Origin of the sequence: Methanomicrobium antiquum, from assembly GCF_029633915.1 — an archaeon.
GTDB lineage: Archaea > Halobacteriota > Methanomicrobia > Methanomicrobiales > Methanomicrobiaceae > Methanomicrobium > Methanomicrobium antiquum.
The window spans coordinates 1071907-1091949 of the sequence record NZ_CP091092.1; the positions used below are offsets into that span (position 1 = coordinate 1071907).

Here is a 20043-nt window from a genome sequence, read left to right on the forward strand (position 1 = left end):
GAGTTCCCAATTAAATGTCGCAGAACAGGTACATCAATCTTGTGAAAATCTCTCAGGAGATCATAAAAGAATCAAGAGTACCTCTTCGTTCATCTATTTTTTCTAAAAAGAAATTTAATCAGCATCAGCTTCTTTCACTAATCATTCTAAAAGAAGAAATTGGAATTGATTATCGTGATTTCTGCGATATTTTAGAGATTTTAACACCAATAAGAGAATTATTGGATTTAAAAGAAATACCTCATTTCACTACTCTTCATAAATTTTTCACACGGTTTTCCGGACTTCTATTTAACAGAATTCTTGCGAAAACAATTAGAAAATTGTTGCAGAAGGGAACCCAAATCCCGGTTACATCAATTGATGCCACCGGATTTACTAGTGCTTATGCTAGTCATTACTATTCAAACAGGATTGGTAAAACGCGTAAAACTTTTGTAAAAACGTCAATAGCGGTTGATTCCAAGAGTTTGCTGATCTTGGGATGGAAGTTCTCAAAAAATCCTGTGAATGATCGAAGACATGCAAAATCATTGATTAATCAGACACAAAGAGTTACAAAAAGCCAGTGTTTTACGATGGATAAAGGATACGATGCAGAATGGCTGCATGAATATATTAGAGATTCTATCGGGGCCGATTCACAAATTCCTGTAAGAAAATGGGGTGGAATGATTCACTCTGGAAAATACAGATTTGAGATGTTTGATAACCTTGATCGAGAAAAATATGGGCAAAGGAATCTTGTAGAATGCGCCTTTTCAATGATTAAAAGGAAATATGGGGATACTCTACGTTCAAGAAAATACTATAATCAGCTTAAGGAAATCAAAATCAGGATAGTTCTTCACAACATGTTGCTTGAAAAATGTGAATAGGTTTTCTACAGAGCCGAAATTATACAAAAAACATCAGAAATTCATCAAAAAAGTTCGCAATTAAATGCGAGGGAAGGGATTCGAACCCTCGAATACCTACGTAACAAGGCCCTCAACCTTGCGCCTTTGACCTGGCTCGGCAACCCTCGCCTGTGTTACCCTAATAACAATGATCTTTTAACTAAAATAGCTTCCGATTTATTGCTGGCAAAAAGAGATTTATAAAAATATTAAGTTTTAAATTTCAAATCAGAGTTGAAATTATCGAGTTTTATTTCTTATAATATATCTAATAAATAACATCGGGCAAAAAGAACAGTAAAACCTACTGCAAAATAAATGTATATATATGTGCATAAATGTAAACAATCTAACATGTGGGCTGCTATATTAGAAAAATTTTCAGACTCACCTTCGCAGACAATAATCATCAGATTTCTGCTGGAAAATGGTTTTGGCGTAAATGAGGAGGGAAGGATAGTATGCAACGGAATTGAGATTCCTGCAACACATATCGGAAAAGTTACCAAAACTGACAGAAGGGTAGTTGACGCAACCGCAAAAAGAATTTTAGCTATTCCTCAGATCAAAGAGATTTTCATGAATCTGCGCGCAACTCCCGATCTTTCAAATGTCGCCGAGCATATGGGGCTTTCAGTTATAACTATCTATCCGAAAGATGCTGGTCAGAAAGGAATTGTTGGCGCCGCCGTTGAAGTTCTTAGCAGATTTGATCTGTCAATAAGGCAAATCTTTGTTACTGATTCTCAGTTGTCAGAAGATCCAAAACTTGTAATAATCGTTGAAAAAAATCCGCCTGCAATAGTATATGAAGAGCTAAGACAACTTCCACAGATAAGAAAAATTATAATTTAAACCTGTGAATTAAAATTAAAGCTAAAATAATAATATAAGATTAAAGACTGAAATTATTATTATTTATGAAGTAGATTTTTTTTTTAAAAAGGGTATAAATAATTCTTAAGTTAATTTTTTCTGCTTCCTGTTTATTTTTCTCTGTTTATTCTTTTTGTACCTTTTGTATTTTTACCGGAAAATTTCTCAATCTCTTCTGAAAGCTTTTTCAGTCTTTTTATTGCATCGGGATTCAGTTTTGATGAGAGAGAAAGTCTTTCTTCAACAGATATTACCTTTGTTCCTTTAATCAGATTATCACAGTGCGCAACTATTTTTTCTTCAGGAGAAAGAGGGATGCAGTCCTTTGGAACAAGGCCATATTCTCTGCATTCTTCTGCTGAAAGCCCTGCGCCGACATGCCTTTCAATAATAAGACAGATCTCCTCTGAAATGCCAAACCTGCGGGAAATATCTGCTCCAATTTGTCCATGTGCAACTGAATGTGTCTGAGAACGCCCGATGTCGTGTAACAGCGCGCCTGCATTGACAAGTTCAATATCAGCACCTGCATTCTTTGCATAAATTAAACTTAAGTCCCTTACGGCAATGCAGTGCTGAATTACCTTTTCATCACATCCTGCTTTCTTTAAAAGAAGGATATATTCATCTTGTGTTTTCAAACCCTGCCCAGATTTTCTTTAATTTTGTCAACACGGCGTTTCAGTGCCTCTGCGATAAGTTCATTGTCAAAGTGTTCCATTTTTAAATCACAATTCTGGCAGACAAAATCACGGTTCAGAGCCTCATCAAAAGTATATCTAAGGCCACATCCCGGGCACATGTAGAAATCATTCATAGTTTCATACTGCTCTCTTGTCTCAAGAATTTCCAAAACTGCGTCTATATCCTCATCAAGACAGCTGTCAATATTTCCAAGCTTTAATACCCATAAATATGTCAGCCATCCTGTCTCGGAATTTTTAATTCTCCTGTATTCTGCAAGTCTTTTCCCATAAAGAGTATATAGAGTATGCCTGACTGTATTGAGATTTATCTGTGTTTTTTCAGCAAGATCCTCATCACTGTATTCACCCTCCGGCGGAAACTTTTCAAGCAGTTCCATCCCTTCTTCTCCTATCATTCGAAGAAGATAAGCCCGGATTGCATCATTTTTTAGTATGTCTTCCTGTGCTACCATCTGCTTATATATCTGCCAATGTCTTTTATAGTTTTATCCAGTGATTCAAGTGCATCACTTCTTGTACTTCCAAAACCGTATATGCTGACAACAGCACAGCCTTCTTCAATTTCAGTCCAGATTAATGGAATATCAGCGATATATGGTGAAAAAACACTCAAATCATCTTTTACAACAATATCTTTTGGTGCAAAAAGAACTTTTCTTGCAGTATACTGTTTTGCTCTTCTGATATCAGGATGCGGCAGTAACCCTGTGCAGGCAGACATATGCGCATTAAAAAGATTTATCCCATAAGATTTTTCAACAATATCCATTGTCGCCTGAAAACGGGGATTTATTTCAATTGCATAAAAATAATCCTCTCCGGCAATAAAATCCACGCCAACAGAACCTATGCATCCGCTTAATGACACAATTTTCTCAGCTGTCTTTACAATTTCTTTTTCCATTGGATGTGTAAATGGTGTAATAGCACCTGAAAAACCGTAAGATTTGTCTTTATTGCCCCCTCTTAGGAACTGTTCATTAAAAGATACTGCAACTGCTCTCTTACCGTTACTTATACATGAAACACTGCATGGAATACCCTCGGCAACCTCCTGTCTGACATAAGGTACATCCGGCCACAAATCAGTCCATTCCTTCTCTTCCAAAAAATTATCTACCTTTTTATTTCTCCATCCGCCTGCACCAACACAGGGCTTGATGAAGGCAGGGTATATTCCCGGCTGTCTAATTTTTGGAGCAGGAATATTGTTTGATTCAAAAAAGTTCTGTATATTTTTTTTATCCAGATAAAAAGAGGCAGTTTTGGAGTCAGTCCCCGATATTTTCTTTTTTAAGGTTAAATCTTCAGCGCCCGATGTTGCAACAATGATGTCAAAATTTTCTTCCCTGTCAAATTCATCAATTATTCCAACAAGCTCTGATAAATCATCAAAGGTTCTGCAGGCGACTACAATATCTTTTAAATCCTTATCACAAAAGTTATCTACCGCATAGACACTGTATCCTGCATTATGGGCCGAACAGGCAACATGGCGTGTAGTAAAACCTACAACAAGAACTTTTTTTTTAACTCTCAAATCTTTTGCCATGTTCACAGGGTATGATTTTTATTTCAGAATCAGGAAAATCGAGGTTCAGTGTTGTGCCTTCAAATAAATGATCCATAACAAGGGCAAGACTGGATATTTCAGAATGGGGCTGGGATGTGACTGAAATGTTATAGTCGGCAAGTTCGTAAAGATCTCCCGGAACTTTCTCTGCGCCAACGACAATTAAAATTTTATCATGTTCACGTATATTTTCTTCAACGTCAGTAAGCTTTAACCCGTACATTGTAAGGTGAACTACAATTCCGCCTGATTTTTTCCATTCGCTGATGCACTTTTTCCATGAGACGTTATTTTCAACAAAGAAACTGCCGCCCCAGCGTTTGGCAACATCTTCTACTGAATTTTTTACACCTGAATCATCGGAGGCCAGATACATTCCCTTTGCACCAAGTGCCCTTGCTGTAAGACCAACATGTGTAGTCACACGCTGATCCCGCTCAGGCCTGTGACCTATTCTTAAAACACAGACTTCTTTCATTAAAACTATCCTTTATAATTTGGATTTTCTTTTATAATTCCATTTTGAATTATAACAGGGCTGTTTGTATCAGTGAGAGCATTTTTTAAGCAGTTTTTCATTATTGTCTCCTGAAGGGATAATATCTCAGCATTTTCATCATTAAATTTAACAAGGCAATTTTTCTCAAGCCTTTTTAAAGATAGCAAAACCTTGTTGCTGTCAGTACCGCTCAAATCTACAAGTAAGGATATCGGGCATTTCTTTTTTTCTACGATTATATGATATATTTTCCAGTCAAGGTCTTCTTCACGCATGGCTTAAACATTTCATCGAATGTACAATATATTTTTTTACATGACAGACCATAAATCTGAACAGGAGATGATTTTATAATTGACTGATTATTATGAACTGGCCGAACTGGCTGACCAGCTTCTTGGAATTGCAGATGAGGACAATGAGAAATTATCTGAAATACTACAGGAGCTTGAACCTCCTGTGCGCGAGGAACTTATTGATTCTGACTTTTTAAATGCATATCAGGTATTTTATTATTACTTCAGAACTGAACCGGAGGAGATTGAAAAAGACAGATTGATGCTTGAGCCTGCAACTTCAGTTAAAAATGGAATTCACATCAATGATTTTGATATTCTGGAAATCTATTTTTCACATAACAAAAATATTCCTGAGATTATTATATCAGACGGAGATAATGAATTAAAAAGGTTTTCTGGAAAAAATGCATATATTGACGCAATGCTATATTTAAAAGAAGGATTTGATTATTGATACATATGAATATCTGTATTATCTGGAAATTTTAACAATTTAATATTTTTAACTCAAACAATTAATCATTTACAGGATTAACCCGATGTAATCAGCCGCTCATCAACATCTGCGGATGTGATTTTGGGAATTAATCCCCATTTTATAATAATATCGTCTATCACTCCAAAAAGGCCGTCAACTCCTGAAGTTTCAATTTTTTCAATCAGGGATTCATTTTTATTTGGTGTTAGTATATTGCATGTATATGTAGCCCACGCATCTGCCAGTGAAACATCGGAAGAAAAAACAGTTGTTGAATCAGCAGTACCAAAAGAGATTGAAGGACCAACTGAGGCAGATGAAGTGCAGACCCCGTAAATTTTATCTGTGGGCGGCAATACAAAAGCCATTTTTTTACTAATAGCTGAATTGCCGGAGTAAAGTCCAATCTTTAAAGGTCTGTCTGAAACAAATGCTATGTCTCCTCCATTATCAATCACTGCATATTTTGCACCGGCATCTATCATAGCCTCAACCCCTGACCATGCAATGGTTCCGGCAACTGCAGACATTGGACCTGTTCCGGCAGATATTGAAGCATTAAGCATCCTGTTAATTACAGTAGACTCTGTTCTTAATTCATCTGGGAAAAGAGGTTCTAAAGATGATCCAAAAAGAGGATAATCAAGAATAGTTCGTTCAATCTCCTGCCTTGCAGAGATCATGGCCTCTTTTGCCGCTCCAATATGAATTTCAGATTCGGCCAAAATAGTAGTTATTGTGGTTTTATACCTGAAATGTTCTCTAATCATCTATGAGAGTAGTTTTAAGGCACCATGCGGGCATGCAGTTGTGCACTTGCCACAAAGAACACATTTGTCAGTATCCATTTGAATTGACCAGTCCTCATCAAAAGAAAATACCTCCTGAGGGCAGATACTTATACACTCCCCACAGTCTATGCATTCTTTTTCATCGCGGCTTACAGATTCATCAAGTTTTTCAACATTTGCACCATACTCTCTTAATTTATTGCATACTTTTGATGCATCAGAATCAGGTACATCTATTAAGACCTCACCAGACATTGACTCTATATAGGCTCTTTCTACATTGATCAAAACGCCGGTTTCCATTACAGTCTTTGCAATAAGCGGCTCGAATCCGCGCTTTCTGGAAAAACTTACAAGGAGTTTCATTTCATCCATCTCCTGCCAAAGAGTTTTCCAAGATCTATTGCACTCAATAGTCCTGCAAGTTTTCCCTCCTTATCGACAACCGGAAGAGCACTGATGTTATTTCTCTCAAGCTTCATTGCAGCAATATCAACTGCCTCATCAGGAGATGTTGTAATAACATTCTTAGACATGATATCGGCAACTATGTTTTGTTTATTCTCGCGTACAACCGCTTTTGAAATGTCATAGGTTGTAACTATTCCAACCACTTTTCCTTCATTATTGATTACCGGAAGATGGTTTGTCTCATCACGAAGAAGTTTTTTAGCGGCTGTTTTTATCTCTTCCTCCTCTTTGATGCACGTCACTTTTGTGTTCATTATTTCACGAACTGAAGGTGCACGTTTTGATTCTCTCATTGGGTTTACTGAAAGTCTCAAATCTGATTTTATTGTTGGTAGTGACAGAGTGAAATCTCCCTTTTCTATCCAGGCTCTCAGTTCGTTTGCAACCTCTCTTGCTTTTTTGAAACTTGAAAGAGAAGAGGTTCTAACAATTTCATCTTTTATTTCAACAGTTCCGCTCTTTAATTCTGCATAACTCACTTCTATAATATCAGGCCTGTTTCTGCTTGGTACACCATAATCAACAACCGATGTTTTAATGTCTTCATCACGTATGGCAGTGTTTCTGACAACTTCTATATCTGTAACAGGTATCGGGACTCCAAGACCTAAATACAATGAAACACCATAGCCGGTAAAGGAGGCCGCACGAAGAAAATCAGGCGACATATCTTTCAGATTTCCTGTTGTCATCAGGGTTGCAAAAAGACTTGAAGGCGAAGTCTGTGTTCCCTGCCCTATTACCATTCCCCTGGCACCGCACAGGAAAATTGGAACACCGCTTCCAATCATTTTTAATTTTGGATCGTTTATAAGCGGAGATAAACATCCTGCACCAGAGTAGCTGACATTTCCAAAACCGGGGAGTAGTGTACCCATATATGTATGAAGTGTATTTTCGGTTGAATTTGTAGCGGCAGCATATCTTTGGTACGAATTTCTGGGATTGCACATTATTGCCTGATTTAGATCTTCAAGAAGAAGTTCGGTTGTGATTGTTTTTCTGGGGTAGCAGTCCGTGCCTTTGGATGAGGCACGAAGCTCAACCGATTTCCCTGATATGAAATCCTCAAATACATTTGCACCACCGTATTCAATTCCGCGTGTTTCGGATTCCTGTGTTGCTCCAAGATAAGCATCAACTGCGGCTATTCCGGAATATGCTTCCACATCATTAAGCCATGCTCTTTCCATTCGTATTGGAGGATCTGCATGTCCAAAATTGAAGAATACTCCTGATGAACACATAGCGCCAAAGGTACCAGTTGTTACAACATCTACTTCCTTTAGCGCACCTTCTTCACCAAGTTCGGCAACAATGTCAGGCATCTCCTCTGCTGTGACAACTCTTGCATTGCCGTTTCTTATTCTGCTGTTTATTTCTTCAATGGACTTATCCATAATTATATTTCTGATTTTCTGAATATTTAGATATATTGTTTATTACCAACAGTAATATGAAAATATATCACTTCAAAAGAATTAATGAATACACATGGATATTGAAGATTTAATTGATTATCTCAATATAATTGCTCCACCAGAACTGTCTGAAGATTTTGATGAAGGAAGAATAGGATTAATTGTGGAAGGCAGGAAAAATATTGAAAAAATTGCATGCGCTCTTGATGCAACTGAATATACTGTGTCTGAAGCAGTAAAAGCTAAAGCCGATATACTGATTGTTCATCATACACCTATATGGAATCCTGTAACAAAGATCTCAGGGAATTTAAAATCAATTTTAAAAACTTCGTTAAAAGCAGATCTTAACATCTTTGTTATGCACACAAATTTTGATCACGCTGATGAGGGTATAAATCACGCTCTTGCAGAGATTTTAAATCTTGAAAATAGAGAAAAGCTTTCTTTAGGGATACTTGGAAGATGTTGTCTGAATGTGGATGAGCTTTCAAAAATACTTGGTGGAAATATTAGAATTTATAAAAATCCCGGAAAAATCGAAAAACTTGCGGTTGCCGGTGGAAGTGGTTTTGACACAGAATTAATAAAAGAAGCTGAATTAAAAGGTGCAGATGCCTATCTCTCATCTGAACTTAAGCATAGTGTATTATTATCGGCAGGTATTCCCCTTATTGAATCAACACACTATGCACTTGAATCACCGGGGATGAAAGCTCTAGCAAAAAGAGAAGGATGGATATTTATTGAAGAAAAACCCCATTTAAAAACAGTTTTATAAAAAAGTTCATGAAATTATATTTCATGCAACAGTTTCATGTAAATTACGAAGTAATTTTATAGCAAACCAAACCGGCAAAAAAATACATCAATGGATAAAAAAATCACAGATAAGAAATACAAAGGCGACCTTACAAAATCCCTAAGAGATAAAATTATCGCCAGATACGGCAAAAAAGGAGTGAATGCGTTAATAGCTGTCGATAATAAAAGAGTTTTAAAATATCTTGATTTTTTTGTTGTTATTGGAAACTCAGGGGAGTATGTTATAGCAGATGATTTCTGTACATGCCATGATTTTTCATACAGACAAAATAAATGCTGGCATATCCTTGCAGTCAAAATCGCCGAATATACAGGTGTTTATACTGAAATGCCTGAGTGGTATCAGGACAGATGGGCCAAATAGGATAATCATGAATAATTGCAAACACTAATACTACTTAAACATTATAAATTGTTGAGATATAGCGTGGTTTTTTATGCTCGAGGAAGAGTATCATCTTAATTATTTCAAATCCCAGGGCCTTATAAGGAAAATATGCACCAAATGTGGTGCTGCTTTCTGGACAAGAGATCCTGATCGTGAACTTTGCGGTGATGCACCCTGTGTGCCTTATAGTTTTATAGGCAATCCGGTCTTCAAACCGCACTCACTTGATGAGATGCGTGAAGCCTATCTTTCTTTCTTTGAAAGCAATGGCCATACAAGAATAAACAGATACCCTGTTGCTGCCCGATGGAGGGATGATATATATCTGACAATTGCTTCAATTGCAGATTTTCAGCCCTTTGTTACCAGCGGAGTCGTACCTCCTCCGGCAAATCCTCTTACAATATCCCAGCCTTGTATCAGGCTAAATGATCTGGATTCTGTCGGACGCTCCGGAAGACATCTTACCACATTTGAGATGATGGCACATCATGCCTTCAATTCGGATGATGAAGAAATATACTGGAAAGACAGAACAGTTGAATTGTGCGATCAGTTCCTTGAATCTATCGGCGGCAACTTAATGGATGTTACATATAAAGAGCATCCCTGGATTGGCGGGGGGAATGCCGGCCCAAGTGTAGAGATAATGATTGGCGGACTGGAAGTTGCAACGCTTGTTTTCATGAGTCTTGGAAAGACCAAAAATGATAAAACTCCTGTTGAACTTGATGGTGTTCCTTATTATCCAATTGATCTTAGAATTGTTGATACCGGATATGGTCTGGAACGCCTTGTCTGGGCTTCAAAAGGTTCTCCGACAATTTACGATGCAGTCTTTCCTGAGATGGTCAATGATCTGATGGTTTCTGCCGGAATTGAACATCTTCTTGACGAACCGGAATTTACAAAAATCCTGGGTATGAATGCCAAATATGCAGGTATGATGGATATTTCCGGCTCAAACCTTGTAACAATGAGAAAGCAGGTTGCTAAAAATATCAATGTCTCTTATGAAAAACTCCAGTCTATAATGGAGCCTGTTGAGCGCATATATGCAATAGCAGATCACACAAGGTGCCTTGCTTACATGCTTGGGGACTGCATTGTGCCTTCAAATGCGCAGGAAGGATACCTTGCGCGTCTTGTCATCAGAAGAACACTTCGTATGATGAATGAAATCAGGATGGACAATCAGTTATTTGATCTTATAGAAGCACAGATGCGATTCATTGGTTTAGATTCTTTTGAACAAAAACTGGATGTAATACGCGAAATTATCGCAAATGAAACGGAAAAATACAACCAGACAATGAGTCGCGGAGCAAGAATCGTTCAAAAGCTTGCAGAAACCTACAAAAAAGAGAATAAGAACATACCCTTAAAGGAACTTATGACACTTTATGATTCTCATGGTATTCCTCCGGAGATTGTAAGGGATATTGCCCGGGATGAGGGAACAGGAGTTGAACTTCCTGACAACTTCTACTCGCTTGTTGCAGATCTTCATTCAGAATCAGAAGATGAAGTAAAAGAAGATCCATATACAGAAATCCGGCAGAGAATAAGTGCTCTTCCACCGACCCATCGCTTATATTATGAACAGACGTCTGATACTGAATTTGAGGCTATGGTAATTGATCAGTTTAATGATTACATTGTTTTGGATCAGACTCTCTTTTATCCGGAAGGCGGAGGACAGCCTGCTGATATCGGATGCCTTGTATCAAAGGATTCTATGGTTAAAGTAATCAGCACTGTTAAAATCGGGGAGGTTATTCTCCATAAAATAAAAGGTGACAGTATAAAGAGGGGAACTCCGATAAAAGGACTCGTTGATGAAAATTTCCGCTGGACAATGATGCGCCACCATACAGGAACACATATTCTTCTTCATGCCGCAAAGGAGGTTTTAGGCGCACATATCCACCAGGCCGGTGCCCAGAAAGGATTTGATTCATCAAGACTTGATTTGCGCCATTTCAGGCACATAACTCCTGATGAACTGAAAAAAATTGAGATTGCCGCCAACAGACTGGTTCTTTCAAATGTTCATGTATATACAGAATGGGAGGACAGGACAAAGGCTGAGCAAAAATATGGGTTCTGTCTGTATCAGGGTGGTGTCCCTCCCGGAAAGGAGATTAGGATTGTAAAGGTTGCAGGTGATATTCAGGCATGTGCAGGTACACACTGTCGCAGTACAGGCGAGGTTGGACCAGTTAAAATAATAAGGGTTGAACATGTTCAGGACGGAATTGAAAGGGTTGAGTTTGCAGCCGGCCTTTCAGCTATCAGCTACATGCAAAAGACTGACGACATTGTTGACAAATCATCTGAAATCTTAAGTGTTCAGCGTGAAGTTTTGCCCTCATCAGTTGAGAGATTCTTTTCTGAATGGAAAGAGCAGAAGAAAACCATTGAAAATCTGCAAAAAGAACTTGTTGAGTTAAAAATCCAGTCACTTCCTGGAGAAGAAATAAACGGAGTTTTGGTTGCAGTATATGAAGTGAATGCATCTCCAAAAGAATTAGTTTCAATTGCAACCGGTTTCGCAAATAAAGGCGGTGTTGGTCTTATTGTCGGAGGCGATGAGAAAATTCATGTTGTTGCAGCATCAGGCATTGAAAATGTTGACGCCGGGGAAATAGTAAAGACTGTATGCAATATCCTGGGTGGAAAAGGGGGAGGAAAAGCCGGACTTGCGCAGGGTGTTGGAAAAGACAAAACACAAATAAAAAATGCGCTTGATGCAGGAAAAGAACTGATAACCAAATTTATCTAAATTAAATAACTAATTTATTCTTATCCATGACAGATAGTGTTGTTCTGCTTGAACCAGGCGATGACAGAGCCAAAAAAATAGGCAAGGCCATGGCAAGTCAGACAGCAAACGACATTCTGTCGAATCTAAAAAAAGGTAATCAGACACTTTCAGAGATAGCAGAAAATCTAAACCAGCCGCTTACAACAATAAAATATCATATTGAAAATCTTCTTGACGCCGGGCTTATAGAAGTTAAAAAAATAAAATACAGCGAAAAGGGAAGAGAAGTAAAGGTTTACGGGGTTTGTGAACAGATTGTTATTGTATCTGCCGGAAACAATGACATCCGACAGGTTTTAATGAAATATGCGTCTGTATTCAGCTTCTTTATTTTATCTGTGATAGCGCTTGGAATAATTACCAGTACTATTTTTTCAGGTATTGGAGGTTTGGGGAATACGCAGGCTCAAAGTGCCGGCATTAGTCCTTCTGGGGATTTCGTCTCTGCTGACTATATATCAGAGTCTGAATTGTATTCAGAAGCTGTATATGATAATACGACAGATGATTCATCTGTCAAAGGGTTAACATTAAGGACATTACAGCCTTCAGAGGATGCTTTAGAAGATGATGAAAATCATACCTCTGCTAATGCTAAAATATATGATCCGGAACCTCAATCAAAGCCGTTATTAACAAAAGATTTATCCGGAAATTTTGGAAGCGGAATCAGGTATGATACAACTTTGGATGAGAAAAAACCTGAATATGTGATGCATATCGCCGTATTATCATTCTTTGCAGGAGGTTGTGTAATAATCGTCCTTCTAATGTTATATGAGGCTTTAATCTGGAGAAAAGAAAAAAAATACTGGAAAATAATTGAGGAAAAAGAAAATACAGAAAATGATAATGAAAAAGACTAAATTAAAAGAATTAGTGAGTTTTAAAATCAGAATATTTATTTCATTTAGTTTTTTATTTAGATTTGACAGGAGATTTCTCTTAGAATCTGTTTAAATTTAATTTTTGTTAAAAAAAATTTCAGCTCTTTTAAGTTCATCCTGAGTATTGATATTAAAAGTAAGTTCTGGGCGGTTTAATAGAATTTTAAATTCCTTTTGTTCATTTTCAATTTCAGCTCCATTAAGTATATTTAGACCAACAGGACAGGAAATAGACCCGTTTATTGTTTCATGATAACTACATTTGCAGTTATTCTCATCAAATAGGTCACGGGGAACCCAGACTGAGCATGCCTGTATGTCCTGTTTTTTATATTCTGCATAAACTTCATGAATGATTTCCGGAGTAATCCCCGGTATATCTGACACGCATGAAAAGAAAGGATTTGTTTCTTCAATCTCTTTTATACAGCTTACCATGTCATCAACATAGCCTGCCCCGTCACTTTGATAAAAATCAATACTGTTTGCCCTGCACCAGTTTTTTGTCATTGGAACTTTTCTGGTTACAACAACAAGAACATCATATCCTGCATTTTCAAATGCCGAGATTACATACGAAATCATTGGACGGTCGGCGACTTTCACAAGAGGCTTTTCACCCAGGTTCATTCTTGTGCCAAGACCTCCTGCCATTATCAGCGCCAGCACTTCTGTAAAGCCTCCACAAGACAGATATTTTCGCGTCTTGTCCTTACTGCAACCCTGACAGATTGTAAGAGTCCAAAAGAAGCACAATCTCTGATAAAAATTCCTTCTTTTAACATTTCTTTTATAAAATCTTTGGAATCACGATTTATATTTAGAAGAATAAAATTTGCGCCGGAAGGCAGATACTCTATGCCTATTTCGTCTAATTTTTTATAGAGCCATTCTCTTTCGATATTGATTAGATTTCTTGACTTTTCAAGTTCATCATAAATCTCAATAGCTTTTGATGCGAAATCTTCTGCAAAACCATTCAGGGTCCAGGGCGGTCTTATAACTTCAATTTTTTCTATGATTTCAGGACTCCCAAAACCAAACCCTATTCTAAGACCCGGGACTGAAAATGATTTGGTAAGAGATCTGCTCACAAACACATTTGAAATGCCTTCTCCAATAAGAGTTTCCGCCTTATCTGAAAGATCATTGAATGCTTCATCTACAAAAAGAAATGAATCCTTTTCATTGCAGGCATCTGCCATTTTTAAAAGTTCATCTTTTGGATATACATAACCTGTTGGATTGTTGGGATTGCAGACGACACGAATACGAATTGCCTTATCTTCCGTTGTTGTGTGGATTCCTCCTGCAAGTTTTATTGAAAGAGCATATTCTCCAAATGTATGCAAATCGGTCTTTACATAATCGCCTTTTTTCACAGTGGCGTAAAAAAATGATCTTATTACTTCAATTGATCCGTTTCCAACACAAATCTCATCTTCATGACAGCCAAATCTACGCGCAACCTTTGTTTTTAGCTCATGATATGAGTCGTCAGGATATGCTGATATAAGAGCAGGGTTAGGTTTCCAGTCAAAAACAGGAGGGAATGGGTTTAAATTTGCACTAAAGTCCATTATGCTGTTTTTATCTTTATCAAGACGAAGCTGTGATGCACCTCCATGGCTCACTTTCCGGGGAAAACCTGATTCCAAAAAAATCTCTCCTTCTTCATTTTAGTTGAATTTAGATGAATAAAACAATTTTGTCAGAATTTCGCCATTGAATGATAATGTTTATATAGTTAGGGATTGTATCAATGATTGTCTGAAAACTAAATGTCTGACAAAAAGTAAACATATGTCAGACAATAAGCAGACAAATGTCTGCTAAATGTCGGACACGTGGTTTCTATGATGGAGCGAGTTACAATCAGATTACCTTCTCAGCAGGTTGCAACACTTGAAAAACTGGTGGAGGCAGGCGAATTTCCAACAGTATCTGAGGCAATCAGATACTCAGTTAGAGAACTCATCGGAAAACACGCAAACAGGGTAATTAGAGACAGTGAACAGATTTCTTTTGAGATGTAAATTTTGTGGGGCAAGTGGAGCTTTACAAAACATCTCTGGTTAAGAAATTCGAAAATGTCAGTTTAATTCAAAAGGTAAGGAGGAATATTGGATGCAATCAATAATTAACGAAGCATTAAAACATGCAGAATATGAACAACAGGGAGCAAAGAAAACATCCGGAGTAATTGGTGAAGAAGATTTTATAGGTCAGCCCAGAATTGTTATCGTCGGTTGTGGTGGAGCAGGTAATAACACAATCAACCGGTTGTATCATATGAAAGTAAAAGGTGCCGAGACAATTGCAGTTAATACTGATAAACAGCACCTTGAGATGATTCAGGCTGATAAGAGAGTTCTCGTTGGAAAATCACTTACAAAAGGTCTTGGAGCAGGAGGTTTCCCTGATGTTGGAAAGCGTGCCGCTGAGATGGCAAGAACAACACTTGAAGGACTCTTACAGGATGCAGATCTTGTGTTCATCACTGCAGGTATGGGTGGTGGAACAGGTACTGGTGTTGCACCGGTTGTTGCACAGATAGCAAAAGAACAGGGGGCAATCGTTGTAGGTATGGTAAGCTACCCCTTCCAGGTTGAGAAAGCAAGACTTATCCGTGCAGAAGAGGGTCTTGAAGCATTATCAAACGCGGCAGACTCCGTAATTGTTCTTGATAACAACCGTCTGATGACATTTGTTCCAAATCTGCCACTTGGCCAGGCCTTCTCTGTAATGGACCAGTTAATCGCAGAAACTGTAAAAGGAATCTCTGAGACAATTACAGAGCCTTCACTTATCAACATCGATTATGCAGATGTTCGTGCCATAATGAGCAAGGGCGGAGTTGCAGTTATGCTTGTTGGAGAAAGCAAGCAACAGAACAAAGCAGAAAGTGTTGTTCATGAATGTCTTAACCATCCGCTTCTTGACATAGATTACAGGGGCGCTACAGGAAGTCTTATTCACATCACAGGTGGCAGTGATTTAACACTTGCAGATGCAGAAGAAATTGCAAGTACACTCACATACGAACTTGATGCTCATGCAGATGTTATCTGGGGCGCACGTATTAATAGTGACTTTGAAGGAAAGGTTCGCGTCATGGCAATCATGACCGGTGTAAAAAGCGCACAGGTTATCGGACACTGCAAACAGCCCGCTATTTCAAGAAATGAAATTGCACAGGGTCCTTTTGAGAGAAGTTACTCCAGAAACAGCAGCCCGGCAATGAGCTCGTCAGGAAGAAGAGCTGCAACAGAGCAGACCAGTGGCGGTCTGATTGATTTTATCCGTTAAGTATGAAGTTAAATGAAAAACTTTGGTTAAAAAAAGAATATTCAGATTCGGGATAGATATTCATTTGAATAATTATCATGGAATTCTGTATTATTCTGTTTAATCAAAGAATTCAACTTTCTATCAAGAGGTACGGTTAAAATCTTAAATCATAAAAAAATTAATGCATAGATATCAGACTAAAACAATTAAATTTGCCTTTAAAAATTCCATAACTCCGCCTAAAATAAATTTACCAATAATTTATTTTTTATGCGGTCAAATTCAAATTGATTTTAATCCTTTTCAGTTTCTATCAGCTTTTTTAAATTCAACATTGAATCTTTCAGAATTCTTACGATATTTTTATATACATATGATAGCAAATTTATAGAAATCATTGTGCAGAACTGAAAAGAATGCACAGATAACTTAAACAGGCCATTTAGCAAAATCATAAATCGGCTCTGTGATGGAATAGGAAGTAGAACAAAAGACGAACAGCAAGAAGAACACGGATATTTCAAAATTGGTTAATATTCGGAAAAAAGATCTTTTGTTTGTAAATTTTATTTATCCTAATGTTTCCTTAACAGTTATTTGTAATATTCTCTCGTTTCAGAACTGCCGTGTTATAATTACAGGTATGTGTTGAGCATGTTGAACGAATTGATAGAAAAAAGAAAAGTTGTTCTCCAGCAGTCGGAGGAACATAAAGAAAAAAGAAATGAACTTAATGCTCTTGCAAGTGCACAGGCACGCGAGCGTAACCAGCTTAATGCACAGACACGCGAGTTCGTTGACGAAGCACAAAAAAACAAGGAACTGCGCGATCAGGCAAATAATGATGTTCACCGTATAAAAGACGAGAGAAATGTCTACAATGATCAGGCTAACGCTCTTTTTGAAGAAATTGACGCTCATAAAAAAGAACATGGCGCAATAAACAGCAATCGCGGCATAAAAGAACTTCAAAAGCAGATTGAACATCTTGAGATGGAACAGCAGACCCGCGTTATGAATACAGAAAAGGAACGCGAGTTAATAGAGAAGATAAAACAGCTCAGAAATTCAATTAAAGAGCAGGAAGAAGAACTTGAGCAGAACAAGGAAGTACACACAAAACTCCAGGAAGCTCGTGATCTTCGCAAAAAGGCATCTGATCTTCATGCAACTGTAACAGAAGCAGCAGAACTTGCTCAAAAATATCATGATCTGATGGTTGAATGTTACAGAAAAGCAGATAAGTCCCGTGAGGCGGCTGATGAGGCACACAAGAAATTTGTTGAGGCACAGGAATCTGCAGATGCCGAACACAATCAGTTCATCGCATGCCAAAAAGAAATCCGTGATTATGACAAAGTAATCGGCGGCCTTCGCAAGAAAACCAAAAAGTCAAAGGTTACAAAAGAGCAAAAAGCTGTACGCAAAGAAGCTGAACAGGTATTCCAGCAGTTCAGAAGCGGTGAAAAACTCACCACTGACGACATTCTTCTTCTTCAGCGTGCAAAACTTATCTAATTTCTTTATCTTTTATTTTTAGGCAATTTTTTATACATACAGAATGAATTTTATTTAGATGCCGGATATGAAGACACTTATATTATGTGTCGATCGTGATGACGATATCGGATTTAAGGCAAATATAAAAGAGCCGGTTTTCGGAAGAGATAACTGTCTTGATGCAGCCAACAGGCTGGCTCTTGCTGATCCTGAAGATTCGGATGTTAATGCAATATTTCAGGGTTTAAAAACCTTTGATGAATTAAAAGAAAAAGGAGAAGATGTTTATATTGCAGTCATTGGCGGCAGTCACACAAATGAAATTGAAGGCGACAGAAGAATTTCATTTGAGCTTGGAAAAATTGTCTGGGATAATGAAATAAATGAATGTATTCTTGTAACAGACGGTGCTGAAGATGAATTTGTTCTTCCAATAATTCAGTCCGTTGTAGATGTAAAAAGCATTAAAAGAGTTATTGTAAAACAGATGCCAAATCTGGAAGGAACTTATTACATCATAAAGAAATTTTTAGACGATCCTGAGATTTCAAGGACATTTCTGGTTCCTGTAGGAGTTGCAATGCTTATTTATGCGATTGCCAATCTTTTTGGAAATCCGGAGATTGCAATAGTTATTGTGGTGGGAGTTTTAGGAATATTTCTGCTCTTCAAAGGACTTGGTATTGATGAATACTTCAATTATACGATAAATGCACTTCAGACCTCATTTGTAGGGGGACGGTTCACGTTTATTGCCTATATTTCAGCTCTCCTTATGGGAATTATCGGATTTATTTTGGGCCTTACAAGTCTTCTTGAGTGGTATTCTGCAGATCAGGGAATACTTTTCTATATGCTTTCATTTATCTATGGATCTGTCGGGTACTTCACAGCTGCAGCTTTGATTGCGTCCATTGGAAAATTAATTGATATTTATCTAAATGATATTGCAGCGCTCGGCAGATATATTGCAATTCCCTTCTTTATTGGATCAGTTGGAGTAATAGCATATGGCGCAAGCATATATATTCTTGCAATAAGCAGTAGTCTTGAGTTTCCATTTCTGGGAATAGAAGGAGTAAGGACAATTATTTATGCAACAATTATCGGCCTTTTAATTGCAGGTACGGGGATGTATCTGCAAAAATATGTAGCAAAATGGACAAGGATAAAAAACGGTAATAATCCTGAATTATAATTTTTTCTTTTATTTTTTTTTGTTGATTGTATATCCTGAAATAATCTGGTACCATATTTACACATTGAAGATTTACACATTGATGTTTAAAATTATCCAATCGATGAACTTTTAACAGGTCAAATGGTTAATACCCTTAGATGTTCCTGAATCAGGATTTTTATAATGTGAAATCCCTGAGTTAAATCTAACAGACATCACATAGAATGGATGAGAAAAATTAATTCATGAATTAAGTTATGAATTAAGTTATGAATTAATTTTTTTGAATTAATTTTGTTGTGGTAAAGCATCAGCGAAGTAACCCATTCCGGGTATTTCACTGGCATCTATGAAATTACGAGTTGAACGTGGAGTCTTTACAGTAATTTCCGGAACAGTAACCTCCAGGTCTTTTCTTGGAAACCACAATGATCCATCACCGTTGTCAATAGAAGGATTGTCAAAAATAATAATTGCGTTGTCCATCTCAACATTTTCGAATCTGCAGTTATCAGAATTCATAATTTTGCAAAGTTTATTTTTTAGATCAGATTTTCCAAGGAAAACTACTAAAATCTGAATACCATCGTCTATTTTGTAATTAATATTGTATTCAGCAGTATTCTTTGTTAATTCAAGAGTAATATTTTCCACTTCAATATAACTGTACTTTGAATCATCTCCTGCTGATGCAATTGGTATTGTGCTGATTACGAAAATAACAGAGATAATCAGTACAGAAAGTACAGAATATTTTTTCATTGTACATTATAGTTTAATATGAATTGATTAAATCTTTTATGGTTAAAATTTAGAAAAATACAAAAAAAAATTAAAAATCCAGGTTATCTTAGATTTTTGTTAGTTTAATCTCAATACTGGAAACATTTGTTTTTCCGCTTTCAGTATCAACAATTTCTGTGGATGTTTCAATTACTGATTTTTGTACATCCTCCAGAAAACGGTTTAATGCAATCTCTGTTGTATCAACCGCACGTGAAATAGCTTTGCCGCGCGCCTTTACTGAAACCTCTTCAGCTCCCTGATTGAATTGTGTTACTACTGCAAGAACATAGTTCATTACAGGTTTGTTTCCTACGAATACTGTATTGTCTGACAATTAGTTCCCCT

At 37.2% G+C, this 20043-nt stretch carries 23 protein-coding genes and 1 tRNA gene; 11 read left to right on the forward strand and 13 right to left on the reverse strand.

Features of this window, described 5'->3' with window-relative positions; translation table 11 throughout:
* Window positions 1–41 precede the first annotated feature (41 nt).
* The gene (locus L1994_RS05300) at window positions 42–878 is read left to right on the forward strand and encodes an IS5 family transposase (protein ID WP_278100639.1); all 837 of its coding nucleotides are present in this window, start codon (window positions 42–44) and stop codon (window positions 876–878) included.
* A gap of 65 nt (window positions 879–943) precedes the next feature.
* Here L1994_RS05300 and L1994_RS05305 read toward each other — a convergent pair.
* Window positions 944–1028, reverse strand: a tRNA-Leu gene (locus L1994_RS05305).
* Window positions 1029–1253: 225 nt separating this feature from the next.
* On the opposite strand from L1994_RS05305, the gene L1994_RS05310 reads away from it, so the two are divergent.
* Window positions 1254–1754: a TrpY family transcription regulator gene (locus L1994_RS05310; protein ID WP_278100640.1), complete on the forward strand. Its 501-nt coding sequence runs from the start codon at window positions 1254–1256 to the stop codon at window positions 1752–1754.
* A 131-nt stretch (window positions 1755–1885) separates the two neighbouring features.
* Here L1994_RS05310 and L1994_RS05315 read toward each other — a convergent pair whose 3' ends face one another.
* The 5 genes from L1994_RS05315 to L1994_RS05335 are packed head-to-tail and all read right to left on the reverse strand — an operon-like array spanning window position 1886 to window position 4829.
* Window positions 1886–2416, reverse strand: coding sequence for an HDIG domain-containing metalloprotein (locus L1994_RS05315; protein ID WP_278100641.1), 531 nt, complete (start codon window positions 2414–2416; stop codon window positions 1886–1888).
* Window positions 2413–2934: a transcription factor gene (locus L1994_RS05320; RefSeq protein WP_278100642.1), complete on the reverse strand. Its 522-nt coding sequence runs from the start codon at window positions 2932–2934 to the stop codon at window positions 2413–2415. Before L1994_RS05320 ends, L1994_RS05315 begins: the two co-directional genes overlap by 4 nt.
* A complete protein-coding gene (locus tag L1994_RS05325) occupies window positions 2928–4034 on the reverse strand; it encodes an ATP-grasp domain-containing protein (protein WP_278100643.1) in 1107 nt (368 codons plus the stop codon). The genes L1994_RS05320 and L1994_RS05325 overlap by 7 nt, the downstream gene beginning before the upstream one ends.
* Window positions 4012–4533, reverse strand: coding sequence for a tRNA (cytidine(56)-2'-O)-methyltransferase (locus L1994_RS05330; protein WP_278100644.1), 522 nt, complete (start codon window positions 4531–4533; stop codon window positions 4012–4014). The genes L1994_RS05325 and L1994_RS05330 overlap by 23 nt, the downstream gene beginning before the upstream one ends.
* 5 nt (window positions 4534–4538) lie before the next feature.
* Complete coding sequence (locus L1994_RS05335; RefSeq protein WP_278100645.1) at window positions 4539–4829, reverse strand: hypothetical protein; 291 nt, start codon at window positions 4827–4829, stop codon at window positions 4539–4541.
* Between the two features lie 79 nt (window positions 4830–4908).
* Between L1994_RS05335 and L1994_RS05340 the strand changes: the two genes are divergently transcribed.
* Complete coding sequence (locus L1994_RS05340; RefSeq protein ID WP_278100646.1) at window positions 4909–5307, forward strand: hypothetical protein; 399 nt, start codon at window positions 4909–4911, stop codon at window positions 5305–5307.
* Between the two features lie 77 nt (window positions 5308–5384).
* Here L1994_RS05340 and L1994_RS05345 read toward each other — a convergent pair whose 3' ends face one another.
* From L1994_RS05345 to L1994_RS05355, 3 genes are read right to left on the reverse strand one after another with little or no spacing between them, the layout of a single operon-like run.
* Window positions 5385–6101 (reverse strand): UPF0280 family protein, encoded by a 717-nt coding sequence (locus tag L1994_RS05345; RefSeq protein ID WP_278100647.1) that lies wholly within the window; start codon window positions 6099–6101, stop codon window positions 5385–5387.
* A complete protein-coding gene (locus tag L1994_RS05350; protein WP_278100808.1) occupies window positions 6102–6488 on the reverse strand; it encodes a DUF362 domain-containing protein in 387 nt (128 codons plus the stop codon).
* Window positions 6485–7993 carry a homocysteine biosynthesis protein gene (locus L1994_RS05355; RefSeq protein ID WP_278100648.1) on the reverse strand — a complete coding sequence of 503 codons (1509 nt, stop codon included), beginning with the start codon at window positions 7991–7993 and terminating at the stop codon, window positions 6485–6487. The genes L1994_RS05350 and L1994_RS05355 overlap by 4 nt, the downstream gene beginning before the upstream one ends.
* Before the next feature lie 94 nt (window positions 7994–8087).
* Between L1994_RS05355 and L1994_RS05360 the strand changes: the two genes are divergently transcribed.
* The 4 genes from L1994_RS05360 to L1994_RS05375 all read left to right on the forward strand — a co-directional run bounded on the left by L1994_RS05360 (window position 8088) and on the right by L1994_RS05375 (window position 12920).
* A complete protein-coding gene (locus L1994_RS05360) occupies window positions 8088–8795 on the forward strand; it encodes a Nif3-like dinuclear metal center hexameric protein (protein ID WP_278100649.1) in 708 nt (235 codons plus the stop codon).
* A 90-nt stretch (window positions 8796–8885) separates the two neighbouring features.
* Window positions 8886–9203 (forward strand): SWIM zinc finger family protein, encoded by a 318-nt coding sequence (locus tag L1994_RS05365; RefSeq protein WP_278100650.1) that lies wholly within the window; start codon window positions 8886–8888, stop codon window positions 9201–9203.
* Between the two features lie 73 nt (window positions 9204–9276).
* On the forward strand, window positions 9277–12012 hold the full coding sequence (gene alaS / locus L1994_RS05370; RefSeq protein ID WP_278100651.1) for an alanine--tRNA ligase: 2736 nt from the start codon (window positions 9277–9279) through the stop codon (window positions 12010–12012).
* Window positions 12013–12038: 26 nt separating this feature from the next.
* A complete protein-coding gene (locus L1994_RS05375; protein ID WP_278100652.1) occupies window positions 12039–12920 on the forward strand; it encodes an ArsR/SmtB family transcription factor in 882 nt (293 codons plus the stop codon).
* 96 nt (window positions 12921–13016) lie between these two features.
* On the opposite strand, the gene L1994_RS05380 is transcribed toward L1994_RS05375, so the two are convergent.
* Together L1994_RS05380 and L1994_RS05385 are read right to left on the reverse strand one after the other, a co-directional pair.
* Complete coding sequence (locus L1994_RS05380) at window positions 13017–13610, reverse strand: NTP transferase domain-containing protein (protein WP_278100653.1); 594 nt, start codon at window positions 13608–13610, stop codon at window positions 13017–13019.
* Complete coding sequence (locus tag L1994_RS05385; protein ID WP_278100654.1) at window positions 13598–14599, reverse strand: pyridoxal phosphate-dependent aminotransferase; 1002 nt, start codon at window positions 14597–14599, stop codon at window positions 13598–13600. The genes L1994_RS05380 and L1994_RS05385 overlap by 13 nt, the downstream gene beginning before the upstream one ends.
* 198 nt (window positions 14600–14797) lie before the next feature.
* Here L1994_RS05385 and L1994_RS05390 point away from each other — a divergent pair, with 198 nt between their 5' ends.
* From L1994_RS05390 to L1994_RS05405, 4 genes are all read left to right on the forward strand, one after another.
* On the forward strand, window positions 14798–14977 hold the full coding sequence (locus L1994_RS05390; protein ID WP_278100655.1) for a ribbon-helix-helix domain-containing protein: 180 nt from the start codon (window positions 14798–14800) through the stop codon (window positions 14975–14977).
* A gap of 91 nt (window positions 14978–15068) precedes the next feature.
* The gene (gene ftsZ / locus L1994_RS05395) at window positions 15069–16250 is read left to right on the forward strand and encodes a cell division protein FtsZ (protein ID WP_278100656.1); all 1182 of its coding nucleotides are present in this window, start codon (window positions 15069–15071) and stop codon (window positions 16248–16250) included.
* Between the two features lie 636 nt (window positions 16251–16886).
* A complete protein-coding gene (locus tag L1994_RS05400) occupies window positions 16887–17750 on the forward strand; it encodes a coiled-coil protein (protein WP_278100657.1) in 864 nt (287 codons plus the stop codon).
* A gap of 58 nt (window positions 17751–17808) precedes the next feature.
* Window positions 17809–18930, forward strand: a complete 1122-nt coding sequence (locus L1994_RS05405) for a DUF373 family protein (RefSeq protein ID WP_278100658.1) — start codon at window positions 17809–17811, stop codon at window positions 18928–18930.
* A 270-nt stretch (window positions 18931–19200) separates the two neighbouring features.
* Here L1994_RS05405 and L1994_RS05410 read toward each other — a convergent pair whose 3' ends face one another.
* Complete coding sequence (locus tag L1994_RS05410) at window positions 19201–19674, reverse strand: hypothetical protein (RefSeq protein ID WP_278100659.1); 474 nt, start codon at window positions 19672–19674, stop codon at window positions 19201–19203.
* An 88-nt stretch (window positions 19675–19762) separates the two neighbouring features.
* The gene (albA, locus tag L1994_RS05415) at window positions 19763–20032 is read right to left on the reverse strand and encodes a DNA-binding protein Alba (protein ID WP_278100660.1); all 270 of its coding nucleotides are present in this window, start codon (window positions 20030–20032) and stop codon (window positions 19763–19765) included.
* Window positions 20033–20043 lie beyond the last annotated feature (11 nt).